The following is a 16764-nucleotide window of genomic DNA, read 5'->3' as shown; positions in this document are numbered from 1 at the left end:
TAATGGATATATCTTCTAATGATAGACGGAATTTGGTGGCTTGTCATATTGATAGCGGTCGTTGTTGGACTATGGTTTTTTGCAAAATCGCGCGCGCCCAATCACGCTGACAAGCGAGGTATAAAATCGAAAAATAAAAAAACACCGGTAAATGATGCGCTACAAAAAACAGCAGAGGTGATTAAGCAGCACCTTCCTGACTATCGAGTAAAGCGTAAAGCCCATCATTTACTGATTATTAAGAAAAATAAAAAAATTGCGATGATTACTATTGATAAAAAGCTTGCTATAGGGCAGCGCCGTTTGGGTGAAGTGCCGGTGATTAATTATCATCATGTGCCTAGCCGGACCCAGTTGGCTGGCAATCTGCAGGAAGCAGAGTAGGTTATAGCAGTAGCACGTGGTTATTAACATATCGATTTTATTTTGAACTGACTATAAGATTAATAAGTAAAGATAGTTGCCATTTTCTTAGTCATGATAAGCTGCTTTTCGCGTGATTAAGTGGCCGAGTTTGTTTCTACGGTTTATTCAGTGTGACTAAAATATAAGAACTTAATAGTCTGTAGGTAATTAAAAAAGGGCAGTTGCAAATGAATGGCTATGGCAAAACTCAGGAATTTAAAAAACCTTCTTTTAAGTTGGCGGCGCTGGCGTTACTGTCGGTCATTTTTAGCCTCGTTTTATGTATCATGATTTTTAAAACCGTATCGATACAAGTAGGTTTGCTGCTCGGAATGGTTTTTGTCACCTTAATATCCAGAACCTTGGGCTATAGATTTAATGATTTAATGGTGCTGATGCAAAAGAGCATCGGAGAATCGACCTTTGGCTTATGGTTTTTTATTGCGATTGGCGCAATTATTGCGGCATGGATGGCAGCGGGGACCGTTCCGGCTATTATTTATTATGGCTTGGGGTTTATTTCACCCACTGTTTTTTTGCCAGCTGGGTTTATCTTATGTACGATAACCGCGTTGAGTACCGGTACATCGTGGGGAACTGTCGGTACGGTAGGTATTGCCCTTGTAGGTATCGGTCAGGGTTTGGGTATTCCGCTGCCCATAACGGCGGGTATGATTATATCTGGCGCGATTACTGGAGATAAAATGTCTCCGGTTTCTGATACGCCAAATCTTACCTCGATGTCGGCAGGTGCGGATCTGTATGAAACACTCAAGGCCATGATGCAAACGATAGCCCCTGCTTTTTTTATTACTTTAGCGTTGTTTGTATACTTAGGTTTCCGCTATGGCTCGGATGATGCGAATTTGAGTATCATTAATGAAACGCGAAGTGTGTTAGCAGCTAACTTTAATTTAAACCCCATCGTTATGCTGCCGATAGCCATTCTTTTGACCTTAAATGTTATCAAATTTCCCTCTTTACCATCTATGACGATAGCGGTGATTAGCGGTTTGGTGGTCGCGGTCGTCTTTCAGGGTGCTAGTGTGCCTGAGGCGTTAGAGTTTTTAAATGCAGGGTTTGAAATCTCTACCGGTTCGGCTTATGTAGATCCCATATTAAATCGTGGCGGCATCCAAAGTATGATGTGGACATTTTCGGTGGCATTTATGGCGCTGTCATTGGGGGGTATTTTAAGTAAAGTGGGCTATATGGAGACATTGATCGCTGGGCTGGTGAGCAGAGCCAAAACGGTTGGCTCATTAACCTTGCTTGCTATGATGTCTTCAATGACCTCAACGGCGGCATTTGGTGAGGCGTATATGTCCTTTATTTTAAATGGTGAACTATTTAAAGAGCAGTTTGACAAGGTTGGTCTAAGTCGGGCGATGCTGGCGCGTATCGTCAGCGAAGGTGGATTGATGATGGCACCCGTCATGCCGTGGACCACGTTTGGCGCATTTGCAGCAGCAACGCTTGGTATTAGTGGCTTTGCGTTTGCGCCATACGCCTTTATGAGCTTTTTAAGCCCAATATTATCTGTGCTGATGACCTATTTAGGGTTAGCAGTCGTCTGGAATAATAAGAAAAATAAGGGCATAAAAAAGTTTGAAAATGTCGACCTTTCTGATGAGCCTGTTTTTTTAGCAAAACAATAACCTTCAAGCGTAGCTTTAAAGTAGGGGGCTGTAGAGGTCTTAGGTAATGCTAGGGAAGGGTGAAATACGATGATTGGTGCGCTCGGCGGGAATCGAACCCACGACCCTCGGCTTCGGAGACCGATACTCTATCCAACTGAGCTACGAGCGCATAATAACGGATTGGCTTTATTTAGTGTGCAAATGAGCACAGTAAGCAGTACTACTTAACGACATGAGGTTTCGAGAAGTAAAACATCGAAAAATAAAGACCGCTTAGTCTAACAAATAAAAGCCATAATGCCAATGAATGGAGGCGGTTATTGAGGTTTTTTAAGAAAAAACACCATAGTCGACAAACAAGCATGGCAATCTACCTGCCTTTTCCCTTATAATGTCAGGGAGAATTCATATTTATATTCACCGATTACAAGTGTGCTTGCATGTGGGATGGCTGTTTGCTATTGATAACCGCTTGGTTATCAAAGGAGGACAGACAGAATGTCCAAGTCGTGCAAGCCTTTGTACATGTAATAAGAGAACGTGACGAATGAGAAAAGTAGTTATGTTATCGGCAGCTGCCATTCTAGGAATCGCTAGTATCGCGGTGAGCCAAGCTGAAGATGTCGCAGATACCCCTGTGACCGTTTCTGATGTTGCAGAAGGGCAAGAGGTTGTTGAAAACGCACCTGAAAAACTAGGTGACGACACCCAAGCTGCTGCAGATACCACCGATGGTGCCGCACCTGCTGACGAAACAGCAGAAGCAGAGGCCACGGCAGAAGATGCTGAAGCTGAAGAAACGGCTTCTGCCGCGCCTGCCACTGAAGAAGAACCCATTCCAGAAGATACGCCACAAGTGCAAAAGCTGATTGCTTTGTATCCTAACTTGATTGCTCGTATTCAACCGGTTGGCAAAGTATGTTTTGAAGATGACGAAGTTTGTGACGTTACCGCTCGCTCTTCTGGTCCATCAGCGGGTGATGGTCCTCGTGACGGTAAAGCGGTTTATAACGCAGTATGTCAGACTTGTCACGGGTCAGGTTTACTTGGCTCACCAAAATTTGGGGACGCAGCCTCTTGGGCTCCACATATTGCTAAGGGTGAAGCTACCTTATATGACCATGCTATCAACGGCTTTAACGCTATGCCAGCTAAAGGCGGCGCGGACATTCCTGATGAAGAAGTCCAAAACGCGGTAGATTATATGGTTGCTGAATCCAGTTAGTATCTGCTATTTAATCTAAAATAGTAATTGGTTAGCATGTTTATGTATCAAAAGCTTAAGAGTCGATAAAGTATTTATTGGCTCTTATCTTGCTTCTAGATCAGAAAGATAAAAAGCGTCTATCTCATTAAATGCGATAGACGCTTTTTTGTGGCTGATGATTGGTATTACTAATATCGTACTTATAGCATGCTAACGTTGAAATCTCTCAGCACTAGCCTCACATTAAGACACGAGACCAACCATTATAAGAATTAATTTTTCCAAATTTGCTTTCTACATTTTTATGTAGATTCATCATTAATAAAGAGGTATTCATGTCTGAGGTGCCAGCGCTATCTATTCAGAACTTATCTAAAACCTATGGTAACGGGTTTTCGGCATTAAAAGATGTCAGCCTCACGGTGCCGCAAGGAGGATTTTTTGCGCTACTTGGGCCAAATGGCGCCGGTAAATCAACGATGATTGGTATTATTAGCTCCCTATTTAAGCCGACAGCGGGTAGTGTGCATATCTTTGGTACGGACTTGTTGGCTGAACCTTCAAAAGCGAAGCAGTTTTTGGGTATAGTGCCGCAAGAGTTTAACTTTAATCAGTTCGAAAAGGTTGAAGACATTCTTATCACCCAAGCAGGCTATTTCGGTATTGCGGCTAAGGAATCTAAACCGCGTGCAGAGAGATTGCTTAAAGCATTGGGCTTATGGGACAAGCGTGATAATAAAGCTCGTGAACTATCGGGCGGTATGAAGCGTCGACTAATGATTGCGCGCGCTCTGATTCACAAGCCTCGCTTATTAATATTAGATGAGCCGACCGCTGGGGTTGATATTGAGCTGCGCCGCTCGATGTGGGAGTTCATGCAGCAGATTAATATTGAAGAAAAAACCACTATTATTCTAACCACGCATTATCTTGAAGAAGCTGAGCAGCTCTGTAAACGTATCGCTATTTTAGATCATGGCGAAATCCGTATTAATACGGAAATGAAGGATTTATTGGCGCAGTTGTTGGTCGAAACCTTTGTTTTCGATTTGGCGACCCCGTTGACCCATCAAATAACCCTAGCGGGAGTGACCGATACGCTACAGCCAGATGATCTGACGCTTGAAGTGACACTGACAGAAGGCGAATCACTGAACGGTGTCTTTGAGCAGCTGTCTAAACAGGGTATCACCGTTGCCAGTATGCGCAACAAAGCCAACCGCTTAGAAGAGCTGTTTATGCGTCTGGTGGATAAAAGCCTGCACGAACCTTTGTCCTCATAGTAGATATTTATAGGTTTTTCTCCTTATAAATAACTCACTTTTATATCTAAAAACGCTTTGAAATATTATTAACGATAAATATAGTAACTATATAGGCAACACTGGGCGCAATAGGCAGAGCTTTGACTCTGGCGCACAGAATGCTTAGGAGAGATAACGCATGAACTTCGCACAACGCTGGATTGCTTTTCGCACCCTGCTGATTAAAGAAATTCGCCGAATACTACGAATCTGGCCACAGACATTACTGCCACCAGTCATTACCATGAGCCTATATTTTGTCATCTTTGGTAAGATGATAGGCCCGCGTGTGGGAGAGATGGGCGGTGTGCCATATATGCAATTCATCGTGCCTGGCCTGATTATGATGGCGATTATTACTAATAGCTATTCTAACGTGGTATCCAGTTTCTTTAGTGCTAAGTTTCATTCGAGCATTGAGGAGCTGCTGGTTTCGCCAATCTCTAAACACGCTATTTTGACTGGTTATATCAGTGGCGGTATTTTCCGAGGATTGGCAGTTGGGGTCATTGTCTTTATCGTGGCACTGTTCTTTACCAAATTGGGTATTGAGCACTTATTCATTACTTTATTTACGGTCATTGGTACCTCAGTTCTATTCTCACTTGGTGGCTTTATCAACGCCGTATTTGCCCGCTCATTTGATGATATTTCTATCATTCCAAGCTTTGTATTGACGCCTTTAACCTATCTTGGTGGCGTGTTTTATTCGATGGAAAACTTATCATCATTTTGGCAAAATATCTCGTTATTGAACCCTATTGTTTATATGGTCAACTCGTTCCGTTATGGCATTCTCGGCTATTCTGATGTCAATGTTTGGTATTCGATGGCAGCTATATTTGCGTTCTGTGTCATATTTTATACCATTGCCTATCGCTTACTGAGTGATGGTTCGCGTATTCGTTTATAAACTCAATCTTAATATTAGGAATTACTTATGAGTATCCACGGTATTTTAGGCGAACAAACCACCGATTATCCAACTGAATATAGCCCAGAAACCTTATATCCAATTGCCCGTAGTATGGGGCGCGATGTCATTGGCTGGCAAGATGATAAGTTAGAGATCGGTGTCGACTGGTGGCATGCCTTTGAGCTGTCATGGTTAAATCAGCAAGGCATCTCGCAGGTTGCTATTGCACGCTTTGGGATTCCAGCCAGTTCGCCTTTTATCGTTGAGTCAAAATCGCTCAAACTGTATTTAAATAGTATTAACTTTACCGAATTTGATAGCTGGGAAGTCGTGCAAACGCTGATTGCTAAAGATTTATCGGCCTGTGTCCAAGCAGAAGTCACCGTTGAGTTGTTTGGCTTAGATGACGATTTGCATGATAAGGTGTCAGGATTGTTGATTGCTCAGCCTGATGGTATTTGTATTGACGATGCGCTTGCAAACAGCAGTGAGAAGGTCGCGTTATGTGAGCACCCCGATGCGTCATTATTGAATAGCATTAAGGCGAATAGTACTAACCAACAGCAGCCCTATACTTTCTACTCTAACTTGCTACGTAGTAATTGTCCGGTGACCAATCAACCAGATTGGGGCACATTGGCAGTGTCGATTACCAGTAACAAGGTTATCGATGAAGCGAGTATGCTGCGTTATATATTAAGCTTTCGTCAGCATAATGGCTTTCATGAGCAATGCGTCGAGCAGATATTTTCTGATTTGAGTCAGTATTATCAGCCAAGTAAACTGATGGTTCGGGCTTGGTATACGCGCCGTGGTGGTATCGATATTAACCCTTGCCGTGTGAGTGATATAAGCTTGTTACCAGAGCCAAGCCGTTTGATTCGTCAGTAGATAAATATTTATACCAAACCTAAAAAGTAAGATTAGCTGTGTCAAACTCGTTTAGTTTACAAGACGTAGTACTTGCACTCATTTTCCTTGCTACTCTAATTTTTGTGAATGGTATTATTTCGTCAGTCATAAAAAAGCGCCTATCTCATTAAATGAGATAGGCGCTTTTTCTTGTAATGTATTTTTTATAAAACTATTTTTTGCTTACTTTGGCCAATACTTCTGCACGGCTAAGCATTTGTTTTTCTACTTCACGGCGATTGACGTATTCGTACTTGTCTTCAGCAAGGTTGCGGTCAGAAACCACGATACGATGCGGAATGCCAATCAATTCAAGGTCAGCAAACTTGACGCCTGGACGCTCGTTACGGTCATCAAGGAGCACATTAATACCTTGCGCCTTTAACTCTTCATATAGCGCGGTTGCCGTCTCCATGACCGTGTCTTCTTTAGACTTCATCGGTATGATAGCCACTTCAAATGGTGCGATAGAGTCATCAACATTGGGTGTAATTGGCCACATAACGCCATTTTCATCGTTATTCTGCTCGATAGCAGCAGCGATAATACGGCTAATGCCAATACCATAACAGCCCATCATTAAGGTAACTGGCTTGCCATCTTCACCCGAAACTTTGCAGTTCATGGCTTGCGAGTATTTATCACCTAACTGGAAGATATGACCAACTTCGATACCGCGTTTGATTTTTAAGCTGCCTTTACCATCGGGAGATGGGTCGCCTTCTTGCACGTTACGCACATCGACGATACGTGTGATACGGGTATCACGTGCCCAGTTCATGCCAATGGTATGTTTATTGACTTCATTAGCACCCGTCACAAAGTCTGACAGGGTGGCTGCTGAGCGGTCAACGAAAACAGGCATGTCTAAATCAACACCGATATAACCTTTATGCAAACCAGCAGCTTTTAGCTCTTCATCAGAGGCCAGTGTCAGAGGCACATCGGCCTCTTCGATTTTTTCGGCTTTGATGGTGTTTAGCTGATGGTCACCACGTAGGACAACGGCAATCAATTGAGGCTTTTCGTCTTCTGTATGACCGTGGACGATTAGCGTTTTAACCGTCGTCGCCAGTGGTATGTCTAAATGCTCAGCAACCATTTTGCAACTGGTCATACCTTCGGTTAAGACGTCCTCACGCTCCATTTTTGGTGACTGACGTTCAGCGATGCTCACTGATTCAGCAAGCTCAACGTTGGCAGCATAATCAGAAGAATCAGAGAAGGCGATATCGTCTTCACCACTATCTGCTAGTACATGGAACTCGTGCGAGGCAAATCCACCAATAGAACCAGTATCTGCTTGTACCGCGCGGAAATCTAAACCCAAACGGGTAAAGATGCGGGTATAGGCGTCATACATATCATGGTAAGTCTTGGCCAAAGACGCTTGGTCAACGTGGAAAGAATAGGCATCTTTCATGGTGAATTCACGCGCACGCATCACCCCAAAACGTGGACGAATCTCATCGCGGAATTTATTTTGAATCTGAAAGAAAGTAATCGGTAGCTGTTTGTAGCTACGTAGCTCACCCTGGGCGAGGTTAGTGATGACTTCTTCGTGGGTGGGACCCAGTACAAAATCACGGTCATGACGGTCTTTGAAACGTAATAGCTCAGGGCCATAGTCGTCAAAACGCCCAGTGATCTGCCAAAGCTCGGCAGGCTGAGTCATCGGCATGAGCACTTCTTGGGCACCGACGTTTTGCATCTCTTCGCGAACGATGCGCTCAACCTTTTGTAAAATACGTAGCCCCATGGGCAGCCAAATATATAACCCAGAAGCGATTTTACGAATAAGACCGGCGCGCACCATCAATTGGCTTGAGGCGATATCGGCATCACTTGGGGTTTCTTTTAGGGTGGCAAATAAAAATTGACTGGCTTTCATAAATAAAGCGTAACCTTATCAACGATAAAAAAATAAGAAATAGTAGGATGTTGAGCGTATGGCTAATCGTTTCATTGCCGCCGCAAGCTTACCTTTATTACTTCGCATTAACCTAGGAGATATCCTAGCAACTAAACTACTTATCAACTAAAGTGCTTATAAAAAGCAGATAAACAAAACCGTTCTCTAACAAGGGAAGGGTTTTCGATTGACTTATCAATATATCGAGCGGTTAAATAGATAAGTGTCAGGGCAAAGTGCCTGATAAATATATCTATACTGACCTTTTATCAATACAATCTGTCTATGTTAGGTAAAGTTGCTCTAAGACGCAATGACTTTTTGTTTTTTCAGTCTAAAGGCGCTTAAAACCCATCAATATCACTGTAAATACTTATTCAGATTGTTCTAAGAAGACTTTAATAAAAAAGCTGATGTAAGCTAATAGCGCGTTTGTTAACTTAGGATGTAGAGGGAGCTTTGTGCAAACAGGTGTGTGGATAAATGGTAGTAACTACTTGAAATTGCTGTAAAGAAATATCATTAAGTACTTAGGAATTACGCATTTTATGCTAATAATAAAACAATAAGGTAGTTTACATGGCTAACCCTAATAACCGCCCTCCGATGAGTGATAACTCAGTTAATCGCCAGCAAGCCAAAAAACCTGTGGCCATGATGTCTTGGGTGGTATTGCTTATCGGTCTAGCAGCTATCGTCTTTGCGATTTATAGTGTGCAGAATGGTACCAAAGATGAGCCGATAGAAACCATCACTCGTGAGGGTGTGGTGATGCAAATTCAGAAGTTAAATCGTTTAGAAACGGTCGCTTTTAGCGTGGATACTGTTATAACGAGCCAGCGCCCAGGGAGCTGGATGAAGCTGTGGCAAGACGAGCAAAAAGGGTTGTTTATCGCCCGTGGGCGCGTGGAGGCGGGTATCGATTTGAGTGCATTGACGCCTGATATGGTGCAAGTGGTACAACCTACCGAGTCTGATGTAGACAATGCTGCGCCTGCTGATGCTAATAATCCCATTTCTATTATGCCGAAAATCAATATTACTTTACCGCCATCAGAAATATTTTCGGTTTATCTAGATGATATCGAGATTTATGATTGGCAAACGGGTGCTTTTGGTATGATGCAAGTTGATCCAAAGATATTACAACAAGCCCAAAGCATGGCCAAAAAAGAAGTGCTTGAGCGTGCATGTCGTGGCGATGTAATGAATATGGCATTACAAAATGCACAAACTCAGTTGCAACAACTATTTTCATTAACTGGTGCGGTGGTTACCGTAACCACTCAAGGTGCTGGCGCGTGCCAGATGCCAACCACAAACTCATAACTCTGATGAGTATTTATACAATAGGCTTTATATCGAATCCAATCGTATAAAGCCTTTTTTAGTGCTTACTTTTTAAATTCAGCAATTGCCAATTGCCGTGCGACCTTATGCTCGACTATAGGGACAGGGTAGTTGAGCTTACCAAATAGATCATTGTTGGACTTATTGTTTTCAATAAGTGCTTTACGCAGTTTCTCTTCTGAGTGCAGTATTTTGCTAGGAACCTCTTTTAATTCCGGTAGCCAGGTTTTAATAAATTCGCCATCAGGATCATGGCTTTTGGCTTGGCTAAAGGGGTTCATAATACGGAAGTAGGGCGCAGCATCGGTACCTGTTGATGCGCTCCATTGCCAGCCACCATTATTTGAGGCAAAGTCACCGTCTATCAGCTGCTGCATAAAGTAACGCTCACCTAAGCGCCAATCAATCAATAAATCCTTGGTCAAAAACATCGCTGTGACCATGCGTAAGCGATTGTGCATAAAGCCTGTGGCATTGAGACAGCGCATTGCCGCATCGACTAATGGCACGCCTGTTTTACCTGTACACCACGCCTCAAAGTCATCCTGATTATATGACCAATCAATTTTGGCGTCGGTTTCATGTTTATAGGCTTGATGGCGAATCAGCTCAGGTTTATTCACTAGCACATGACGATAAAAGTCTCGCCAAGCCAGCTCACTTATCCAGCGGTTGATGTCATTGTTATTAACGCTATCAGAATTATTAAGGGTGCCGCTATCATTGCTATGTGATTTTTCCAACGCTTTGGTGGCTTGTAAATAGCAAAGTCTGGGACTAATCGACCCAATAGTAAGATAAGCAGATAACTGACTGGTCGCCTGCAAGCTTGGTACATCACGACTGATATCATAGTTATTGATATCTTCAGCGATAAACTGGTCTAATCGGTGACAAACAGCTACTTCGCCAGCAGGATACGTTTCTCGTGCGTGATTCAGCTGAGCGTCCCTATCAATATGCTGGTAGGCTTTATTATTCTGTAGTGGTTTCTGATAGTCATTGACTACTATGTTACTGATACTTTCTATTTCTTTGATAGTGTTTGCGCTGGCTGTTGTTAATTTTATATTAGCTTTATGATCCTTATTTACTACTGGGGCGTGATGTATTTGAATGCTGCCAACATCCAAGGTATGACGCCATTTGTTATAAAAAGGCGTAAATACTTGATACATGCTGTCATCATTGGTAGTGATGGTTTGCGGCGGCAAGATACATTGGTCGTGCCAGCGGATAAATTCGATATCAGATTTGGCAAGTTGTTTGGTTAGTTCGTCGTCTCGTGCAATCTCATTGCCTTCATACTCATGATTGGCCATTACGCAGCTGATATTATTGGCTGCACATAATGCGCTTAGTGTCTCCACGCAATCAGAGAAACTCTCGCAAACCTGTACACTTAAGGTGATATTTAATTGTTTTTGCAGAGATTTCGCTAAGATAGGTAGCGTACGCGCGATATGATCAATCTGAGACAATGACATGTCATGGGCTTGCCATTGCTTGGGAGTGAGAAAAAAAACAGCACTTACCAAAGCATTATTATCATTTGCACGCTCGCACAGCGCCGCCAATGCGGTATTATCATGTAGCCTTAAGTCACGGCGAAACCACATCAGATAATGGGGTGGACTTGCGCTGGTATTTTTATTATGGCTGTTGGTATTATTAACCGCTGTCGACGTAGTTTTAGACATTCATAAGTCCCTATATTAATCAATCGCAATCATAAACAAAACTATGAATAAAAGTATGCTAGGATAAGTTTTTGGAAGCAATTGATTTGCTGTTCCATTAACAAATTATCATCATATAGAATGTTTAGCTTTGGCAATTAGCACTTGGTCTTACTCAGTTTAGCAAAGCCGATATAACCATTTCATATTAAGTATCATATCTAAGGTCACATCATGCACGTTAAGTTTTGCGGGTTTACCCAGCCCAGTGATATTAAAACTGCTGCTCAGTTGGGCGTCGATGCGGTTGGCTTAGTGTTTTACCCTCCCAGTCCGCGGGCTGTCACCATCGAGCAGGCGCAATTGCTAAGCGCTTCTTTGCCGGCGTTTATAAGTGTGGTGGCTTTAGTAGTGAATATGTCACGAGCAGAGCTGGTTGAACTCGCAAACCGTGTGTCTTTTGATATCATTCAATTCCACGGTGATGAAACGCCTGAACAATGTCAGCAGCTGGCAAGTGCAGTCAATAAACGCTGGATAAAAGCGTTGCGTATCAATACTGAACAACATACTGCTGCTAGTGTCAGTGCCCAGATTAATGAGTTTGCCGCAGCTGGAGCGAACAGTATCTTATTGGATGCTTACCATCCCCATAAATATGGTGGCACAGGTGCGCGTTTTGATTGGAGTCTATTACCGCAAGACAGCTCGCTACCGATTATTTTAGCAGGTGGGCTTGATGCCGATAATGTCGCTGCTACATTAGAGCTGCCTATTTATGCCGTCGATGTCAGTGGCGGTATTGAGCTTGAGAAAGGCAAAAAAGATGCGGAAAAAATGCGCGCTTTTATGAAGGCAGTAAAACGTGACCGATGGCAAAACGAGACGGTCACTGACGCCCTCTAAGCTATTTGCTATATTCAGATATTATTTAGTCGTTATTCCGATATTCTGCTTAACTGTTATATTTATTGCTACCCCTGTATTGCTGTATCTATAAATTGTTATACCCATAATTTCATCCCCTTATTTATTCTAAAAAATACCACTTATTATAGTAGGAATTACCATGAGTCATGTCGCTAATAAAGATTTAACTGACGCTGCAAAAGCGATCAACAGCTTTACCAATCCAGAAGACGTCCAAGACTTTAACCAGTATCCCGATGCTCGTGGACATTTTGGTGTGCACGGTGGACGTTTTGTTTCTGAAACGCTGATGGCAGCATTAGAAGAGCTAGAAGCGCTATATACCAAGGTCAAAGCGGATCCAGCGTTTTGGGAAGAATATCACAATGATTTGGTCAATTATGTCGGTCGTCCAACACCACTTTATCATGCCAAGCGGCTCAGTGATGAGATTGGCGGGGCGCAGATTTATTTTAAACGTGAAGACTTGAACCATACTGGCGCCCATAAAGTGAATAACACCATCGGCCAAGCCTTACTTGCTAAAATGTGCGGTAAAAAACGCATCATCGCCGAGACTGGCGCAGGACAGCATGGCGTAGCGACTGCAACCATTGCCGCACGTTTGGGACTAGAGTGTATCGTTTATATGGGTGCGGACGATGTCGAACGCCAAAAGATGAACGTCTATCGTATGCGCTTACTTGGTGCAACTGTCGTACCTGTCACATCGGGTTCGCGTACGCTTAAAGACGCGATGAACGAAGCGATGCGTGATTGGGTGACCAATGTCGATACTACCTATTATATTATTGGCACCGTTGCTGGCCCGCATCCTTATCCGCTACTAGTGCGTGATTTCCAAGCGATTATCGGTAAAGAAGCACGTATTCAGCATTTAGAAAAAACCGGCAAATTGCCTGATGCATTGGTCGCTTGTGTCGGCGGTGGCTCGAACGCTATTGGCTTATTCTTTGATTTCTTAAATGATACTGAGGTCAAAATGTATGGCGTTGAAGCAACCGGTGACGGCATTGAAACAGGTCGCCATTCAGCGCCATTAGCCGCTGGTCGTATCGGTGTCTTACACGGCAACCGTACCTATCTAATGGCAGACGATGAAGGTCAAATCCAAGAAACCCATTCTATTTCAGCTGGTCTTGATTACCCTGGTGTCGGTCCTGAGCACAGCTTCTTAAAAGATATGAAACGTGTCGAATATGTTGGCTGTACCGATAAAGAGTCATTAGAAGGTTTTCATGAAGTGACGCGTAAAGAGGGCATCATCCCTGCACTCGAATCTGCTCATGCCGTTGCTTATGCATTGAAGCTGGCTAAGACAATGACCCCAGATCAGACCATTATCGTTAATATGTCAGGTCGCGGCGATAAAGACTTACATTCGGTGATGAAGGCAGAAGGGATTGAGTTGTAAATTACTACGATTTTAGAGTTCCTATCATTCGAATCTACTTTAGTTCCATTATTAACTTGAGAGTTATCTAATATTGAGGGTACGGTGAGTCATAATTTATTTGAGCTAGATAGTTTTCCAGATAAGCTAACACTTAGCCTGCCCTTGAGCATTAATACGCTACTGCCTAAGAAAGAACTAAAGTTTTTTCAAAGTGAAAAGTTTGTTGATAGTATGCAACTAGCTTTGCTCTCGGTAGTGATCGGCTTTCTTTTGTATCTAGCAGAGAGGTTCTTAGGTAGTAATGATCTATTAAAGGTTAAGTCCATTTTTGTTATATGTAGTATGTTCATGTTATGGCACATATTTTCTCATTACTTAGCATTTCGTAAAGAAAAAGGCCAAAACTTACCTAGTAAATATATGGCAAAAAATATTGATTGGCATTTAGAATCTATCCTGTCTATTACCTCTGATGAATTAAGAGTCCTCTCAAATAGTCACCGTAAAGAGAGAGTGATTTGTTTTGATAATATAGATGAAATTGTTTATAACATTGAAAAAGATGATAGTGGTATTTCAGTACTCTACAAGCCTAATACCAGTGAAAGGTTCGAGGATAATATTATTCCTGACTCACTTGATGGGGATGGGTTATCAGAATTTATACTATTAAAGTCAACGCTTGGAAGTTATGTTTTAAACGATAATTCAGACAATCATTATCAGATTCATAGAATACAAGTAGCGTTGTTATTAACTCATATACTCTATAACCGTACCGAACAGTTAGATATCGACTGGCAAGGTTATTAGTAGAGAGAATATGTGTGTTACGCGACTCAATAATAAAAGATTAACTGTAAATTAAATTAAGAGACCACTATGACCCGTATTGAAAGCACTTTTGAAACGCTAAAAGCACAAAATAAAAAAGCCCTGATTCCTTATGTCATGGCAGGCGATCCTAACCCTAGTAACTTCGTTGGTTTGCTGCATGATTTAGTCAAGCACGGCGCAGATATGATAGAAGTTGGCTTACCGTTTTCTGACCCAATGGCAGACGGTCCAGTCGTTGCCTTGGCGGGAGAGCGTGCGTTAGCAGCGGGCACTAGTACGCGTGATGCACTAAAGATGGTCGCAGAGTTCCGTCAGCAAGACAGCCAAACGCCCATTATTTTGATGGGTTATCTCAATCCCGTTGAGATTATCGGCTATGATAACTTTGTTGCTTTATGCGAGCAGTCGGGCGTCGATGGGATTTTGATGGTTGATTTACCACCAGCCGAAGCCGGTAGCTTTACCCAGCATTTGACTGACCATGCGATGAATGAGATTTTCTTGCTGTCACCAACCACTTTGCCTGAGCGCCGTGAGCAAGTATTGACCCATTGTGGTGGTTATATTTATTATGTGTCTTTAAAAGGTGTAACCGGTTCAGCAACGTTGGATACCGACGATGTCGCGACCCAAGTACAAGCCATTAAAGCAGAGACAGATTTGCCAGTATGTGTCGGCTTTGGCATTCGTGATGCGGCATCAGCCAAAGCGATTGGTGCCCATGCCGATGGTATTATTGTCGGTAGTGCCTTGGTACAAAACTTTGCTGATATCAATGCCAATGATGCCACTGCGGTTGCTAATGCGCAGCAAAAAATTATGGCTAAAATGGACGAGTTACGCGGCGCACTTGATAGTTTATAGTCGCCCGCCCAAATAAATCGGCAAGTTATCGTCACAATATTTAGTACCGTATTTATAACAATGTTTATAAAGACAGAGGCAAATGACTTTGCTAAAGTTAGTTTACGTGTGTAAACTAACATCACATATAAATTGTTACAGTTACGCATAACCGCTCTTTATAACTGATGATGTTATAAGGGTATGTGACTTTTAAATTGATTTTTATAAACGGACTTCTTAGGGACAGGTAACTAAGCCAACTTGTCGATAAGCCTTAGATAATGGCGAATAATATGACTGATACGATAACAAAACCAGATACGAATAACGATGGTGCTACGAGCGCTCAGCAAAGTGGCAATACGGCTGGGCAGTCGTGGTTTAATCGCCCGATACCGGGTATTAAACAGCAGTTGACGGCACCTCTGACGGCAGTAGAAACCGAGCCGTCAACGAAATGTAGCAACTGTCATTCGATGATTACCAATACCGCGCTGATTTTTAACTGCTATGTTTGCCCACATTGTGACCATCATTTACCGATGAGCGCTCGTGAGCGTTTGAACTGGTTGCTTGAGCAAGTAGATGGCGAGCTTGGGCAAGAGTTTGTTGCCAAAGACCCGTTAAAATTTGTGGACAGTAAGCCGTATCCACAGCGTATGACAGAAGCCCAAGAGAAAACAGGTGAGTCTGAGGCGCTGATTGTGATGTATGGTAAATTGCGCAATCTTGATGTGGTGGCTTGTGCCTTTGACTTCCGCTTTATGGGTGGCTCTATGGGGTCGGTGGTTGGCGACCGTTTTGTCCAAGCTGCTGAAAAAGCGCTGGAAGATAAAGTACCTTTGGTATGCTTTGCAGCCTCTGGCGGTGCGCGTATGCAAGAAGGCTTATTGTCATTGATGCAAATGGCAAGAACTGGCGCGGCGATTGAACGTTTAAGAATCGCGGGTATACCCTATATCGTGGTGCTGACCAATCCTGTATATGGCGGTGTCACCGCATCGCTTGCCATGCTCGGTGATATTCATTTAGCAGAGCCAAAAGCGATGATTGGCTTTGCTGGCAAGCGGGTGATTGAACAAACGGTGCGTGAGACGTTAGAAGAACCATTCCAGCGTGCTGAGTTCTTATTAGAACATGGCGTGGTTGATGAAGTGGTACACCGTCATCAGCTAATCGATACTATTTATCGTTTGTTAGCAAAACTATGCCATGTACCTAATGTCGATGCTTAAAATTGGTAATTGAGAGATGTAATCAAAGATTAATCGGTCTCTTATTAGCTATATAACGCTTTAACAGCGTGCTAATATCTACCAATTATGCAAAACTAACGAATAGCATTTATCGTCAATCACGGTAAATGCTATTTTTGGGTGTAATGGACATTATTCATGCTGTCATAGGGTCTAACGCTATATACTGTCTAT

Annotated in this window: 14 protein-coding genes and 1 tRNA gene; 12 read left to right on the top strand and 3 right to left on the bottom strand. The window is 42.8% G+C overall.

The window, feature by feature from the left end; all coding sequences use genetic code 11:
• The first annotated feature begins 18 nt into the window (after positions 1–18).
• Both EI162_RS02650 and nhaC read left to right on the top strand, forming a co-directional pair.
• Positions 19–384, top strand: a complete 366-nt coding sequence (locus tag EI162_RS02650; RefSeq protein ID WP_192522886.1) for a hypothetical protein — start codon at positions 19–21, stop codon at positions 382–384.
• Between the two features lie 209 nt (positions 385–593).
• Positions 594–2063: a Na+/H+ antiporter NhaC gene (gene nhaC / locus EI162_RS02645; RefSeq protein WP_192522885.1), complete on the top strand. Its 1470-nt coding sequence runs from the start codon at positions 594–596 to the stop codon at positions 2061–2063.
• Positions 2064–2137: 74 nt separating this feature from the next.
• On the opposite strand, the gene EI162_RS02640 is transcribed toward nhaC, so the two are convergent.
• A tRNA-Arg gene (locus EI162_RS02640) sits at positions 2138–2214 on the bottom strand.
• 378 nt (positions 2215–2592) lie between these two features.
• On the opposite strand from EI162_RS02640, the gene EI162_RS02635 reads away from it, so the two are divergent.
• From EI162_RS02635 to queF, 4 genes are all read left to right on the top strand, one after another.
• Positions 2593–3270, top strand: a complete 678-nt coding sequence (locus tag EI162_RS02635) for a c-type cytochrome (RefSeq protein ID WP_192522884.1) — start codon at positions 2593–2595, stop codon at positions 3268–3270.
• Positions 3271–3587: 317 nt separating this feature from the next.
• Positions 3588–4535: an ABC transporter ATP-binding protein gene (locus tag EI162_RS02630; RefSeq protein ID WP_192522883.1), complete on the top strand. Its 948-nt coding sequence runs from the start codon at positions 3588–3590 to the stop codon at positions 4533–4535.
• 160 nt (positions 4536–4695) lie between these two features.
• Positions 4696–5469: an ABC transporter permease gene (locus EI162_RS02625; RefSeq protein ID WP_192522882.1), complete on the top strand. Its 774-nt coding sequence runs from the start codon at positions 4696–4698 to the stop codon at positions 5467–5469.
• 27 nt (positions 5470–5496) lie between these two features.
• Positions 5497–6363, top strand: a complete 867-nt coding sequence (gene queF / locus EI162_RS02620) for an NADPH-dependent 7-cyano-7-deazaguanine reductase QueF (RefSeq protein WP_192522881.1) — start codon at positions 5497–5499, stop codon at positions 6361–6363.
• A gap of 193 nt (positions 6364–6556) precedes the next feature.
• Here the strand turns inward: queF and EI162_RS02615 are convergent, their stop codons facing one another.
• Positions 6557–8275, bottom strand: a complete 1719-nt coding sequence (locus tag EI162_RS02615) for a proline--tRNA ligase (RefSeq protein ID WP_192522880.1) — start codon at positions 8273–8275, stop codon at positions 6557–6559.
• 600 nt (positions 8276–8875) lie between these two features.
• Here EI162_RS02615 and EI162_RS02610 point away from each other — a divergent pair.
• Positions 8876–9625, top strand: a complete 750-nt coding sequence (locus tag EI162_RS02610) for a DUF4230 domain-containing protein (RefSeq protein WP_192522879.1) — start codon at positions 8876–8878, stop codon at positions 9623–9625.
• 65 nt (positions 9626–9690) lie between these two features.
• Here the strand turns inward: EI162_RS02610 and EI162_RS02605 are convergent, their stop codons facing one another.
• On the bottom strand, positions 9691–11346 hold the full coding sequence (locus tag EI162_RS02605) for a cryptochrome/photolyase family protein (RefSeq protein WP_192522878.1): 1656 nt from the start codon (positions 11344–11346) through the stop codon (positions 9691–9693).
• Positions 11347–11559: 213 nt separating this feature from the next.
• On the opposite strand from EI162_RS02605, the gene EI162_RS02600 reads away from it, so the two are divergent.
• The 5 genes from EI162_RS02600 (at position 11560) to accD (ending at position 16569) form a co-directional block, all read left to right on the top strand.
• Positions 11560–12231 carry a phosphoribosylanthranilate isomerase gene (locus tag EI162_RS02600; RefSeq protein WP_192522877.1) on the top strand — a complete coding sequence of 224 codons (672 nt, stop codon included), beginning with the start codon at positions 11560–11562 and terminating at the stop codon, positions 12229–12231.
• A gap of 163 nt (positions 12232–12394) precedes the next feature.
• On the top strand, positions 12395–13669 hold the full coding sequence (trpB, locus tag EI162_RS02595) for a tryptophan synthase subunit beta (protein ID WP_225736891.1): 1275 nt from the start codon (positions 12395–12397) through the stop codon (positions 13667–13669).
• An 84-nt stretch (positions 13670–13753) separates the two neighbouring features.
• Positions 13754–14464 carry a hypothetical protein gene (locus EI162_RS02590; protein WP_192522876.1) on the top strand — a complete coding sequence of 237 codons (711 nt, stop codon included), beginning with the start codon at positions 13754–13756 and terminating at the stop codon, positions 14462–14464.
• A gap of 69 nt (positions 14465–14533) precedes the next feature.
• The gene (trpA, locus tag EI162_RS02585; protein ID WP_192522875.1) at positions 14534–15352 is read left to right on the top strand and encodes a tryptophan synthase subunit alpha; all 819 of its coding nucleotides are present in this window, start codon (positions 14534–14536) and stop codon (positions 15350–15352) included.
• Between the two features lie 263 nt (positions 15353–15615).
• Entirely contained in the window at positions 15616–16569 is a 954-nt protein-coding gene (accD, locus tag EI162_RS02580; protein ID WP_192522874.1) for an acetyl-CoA carboxylase, carboxyltransferase subunit beta, read from the top strand.
• Positions 16570–16764 lie beyond the last annotated feature (195 nt).

The organism is Psychrobacter sp. FME6, from assembly GCF_014861365.1.
In the GTDB taxonomy this organism is placed as follows: Bacteria; Pseudomonadota; Gammaproteobacteria; order Pseudomonadales; family Moraxellaceae; genus Psychrobacter.
Note: the sequence above shows the minus strand (reverse complement) of the source record. Positions and strands in the feature narration are given on the sequence as shown.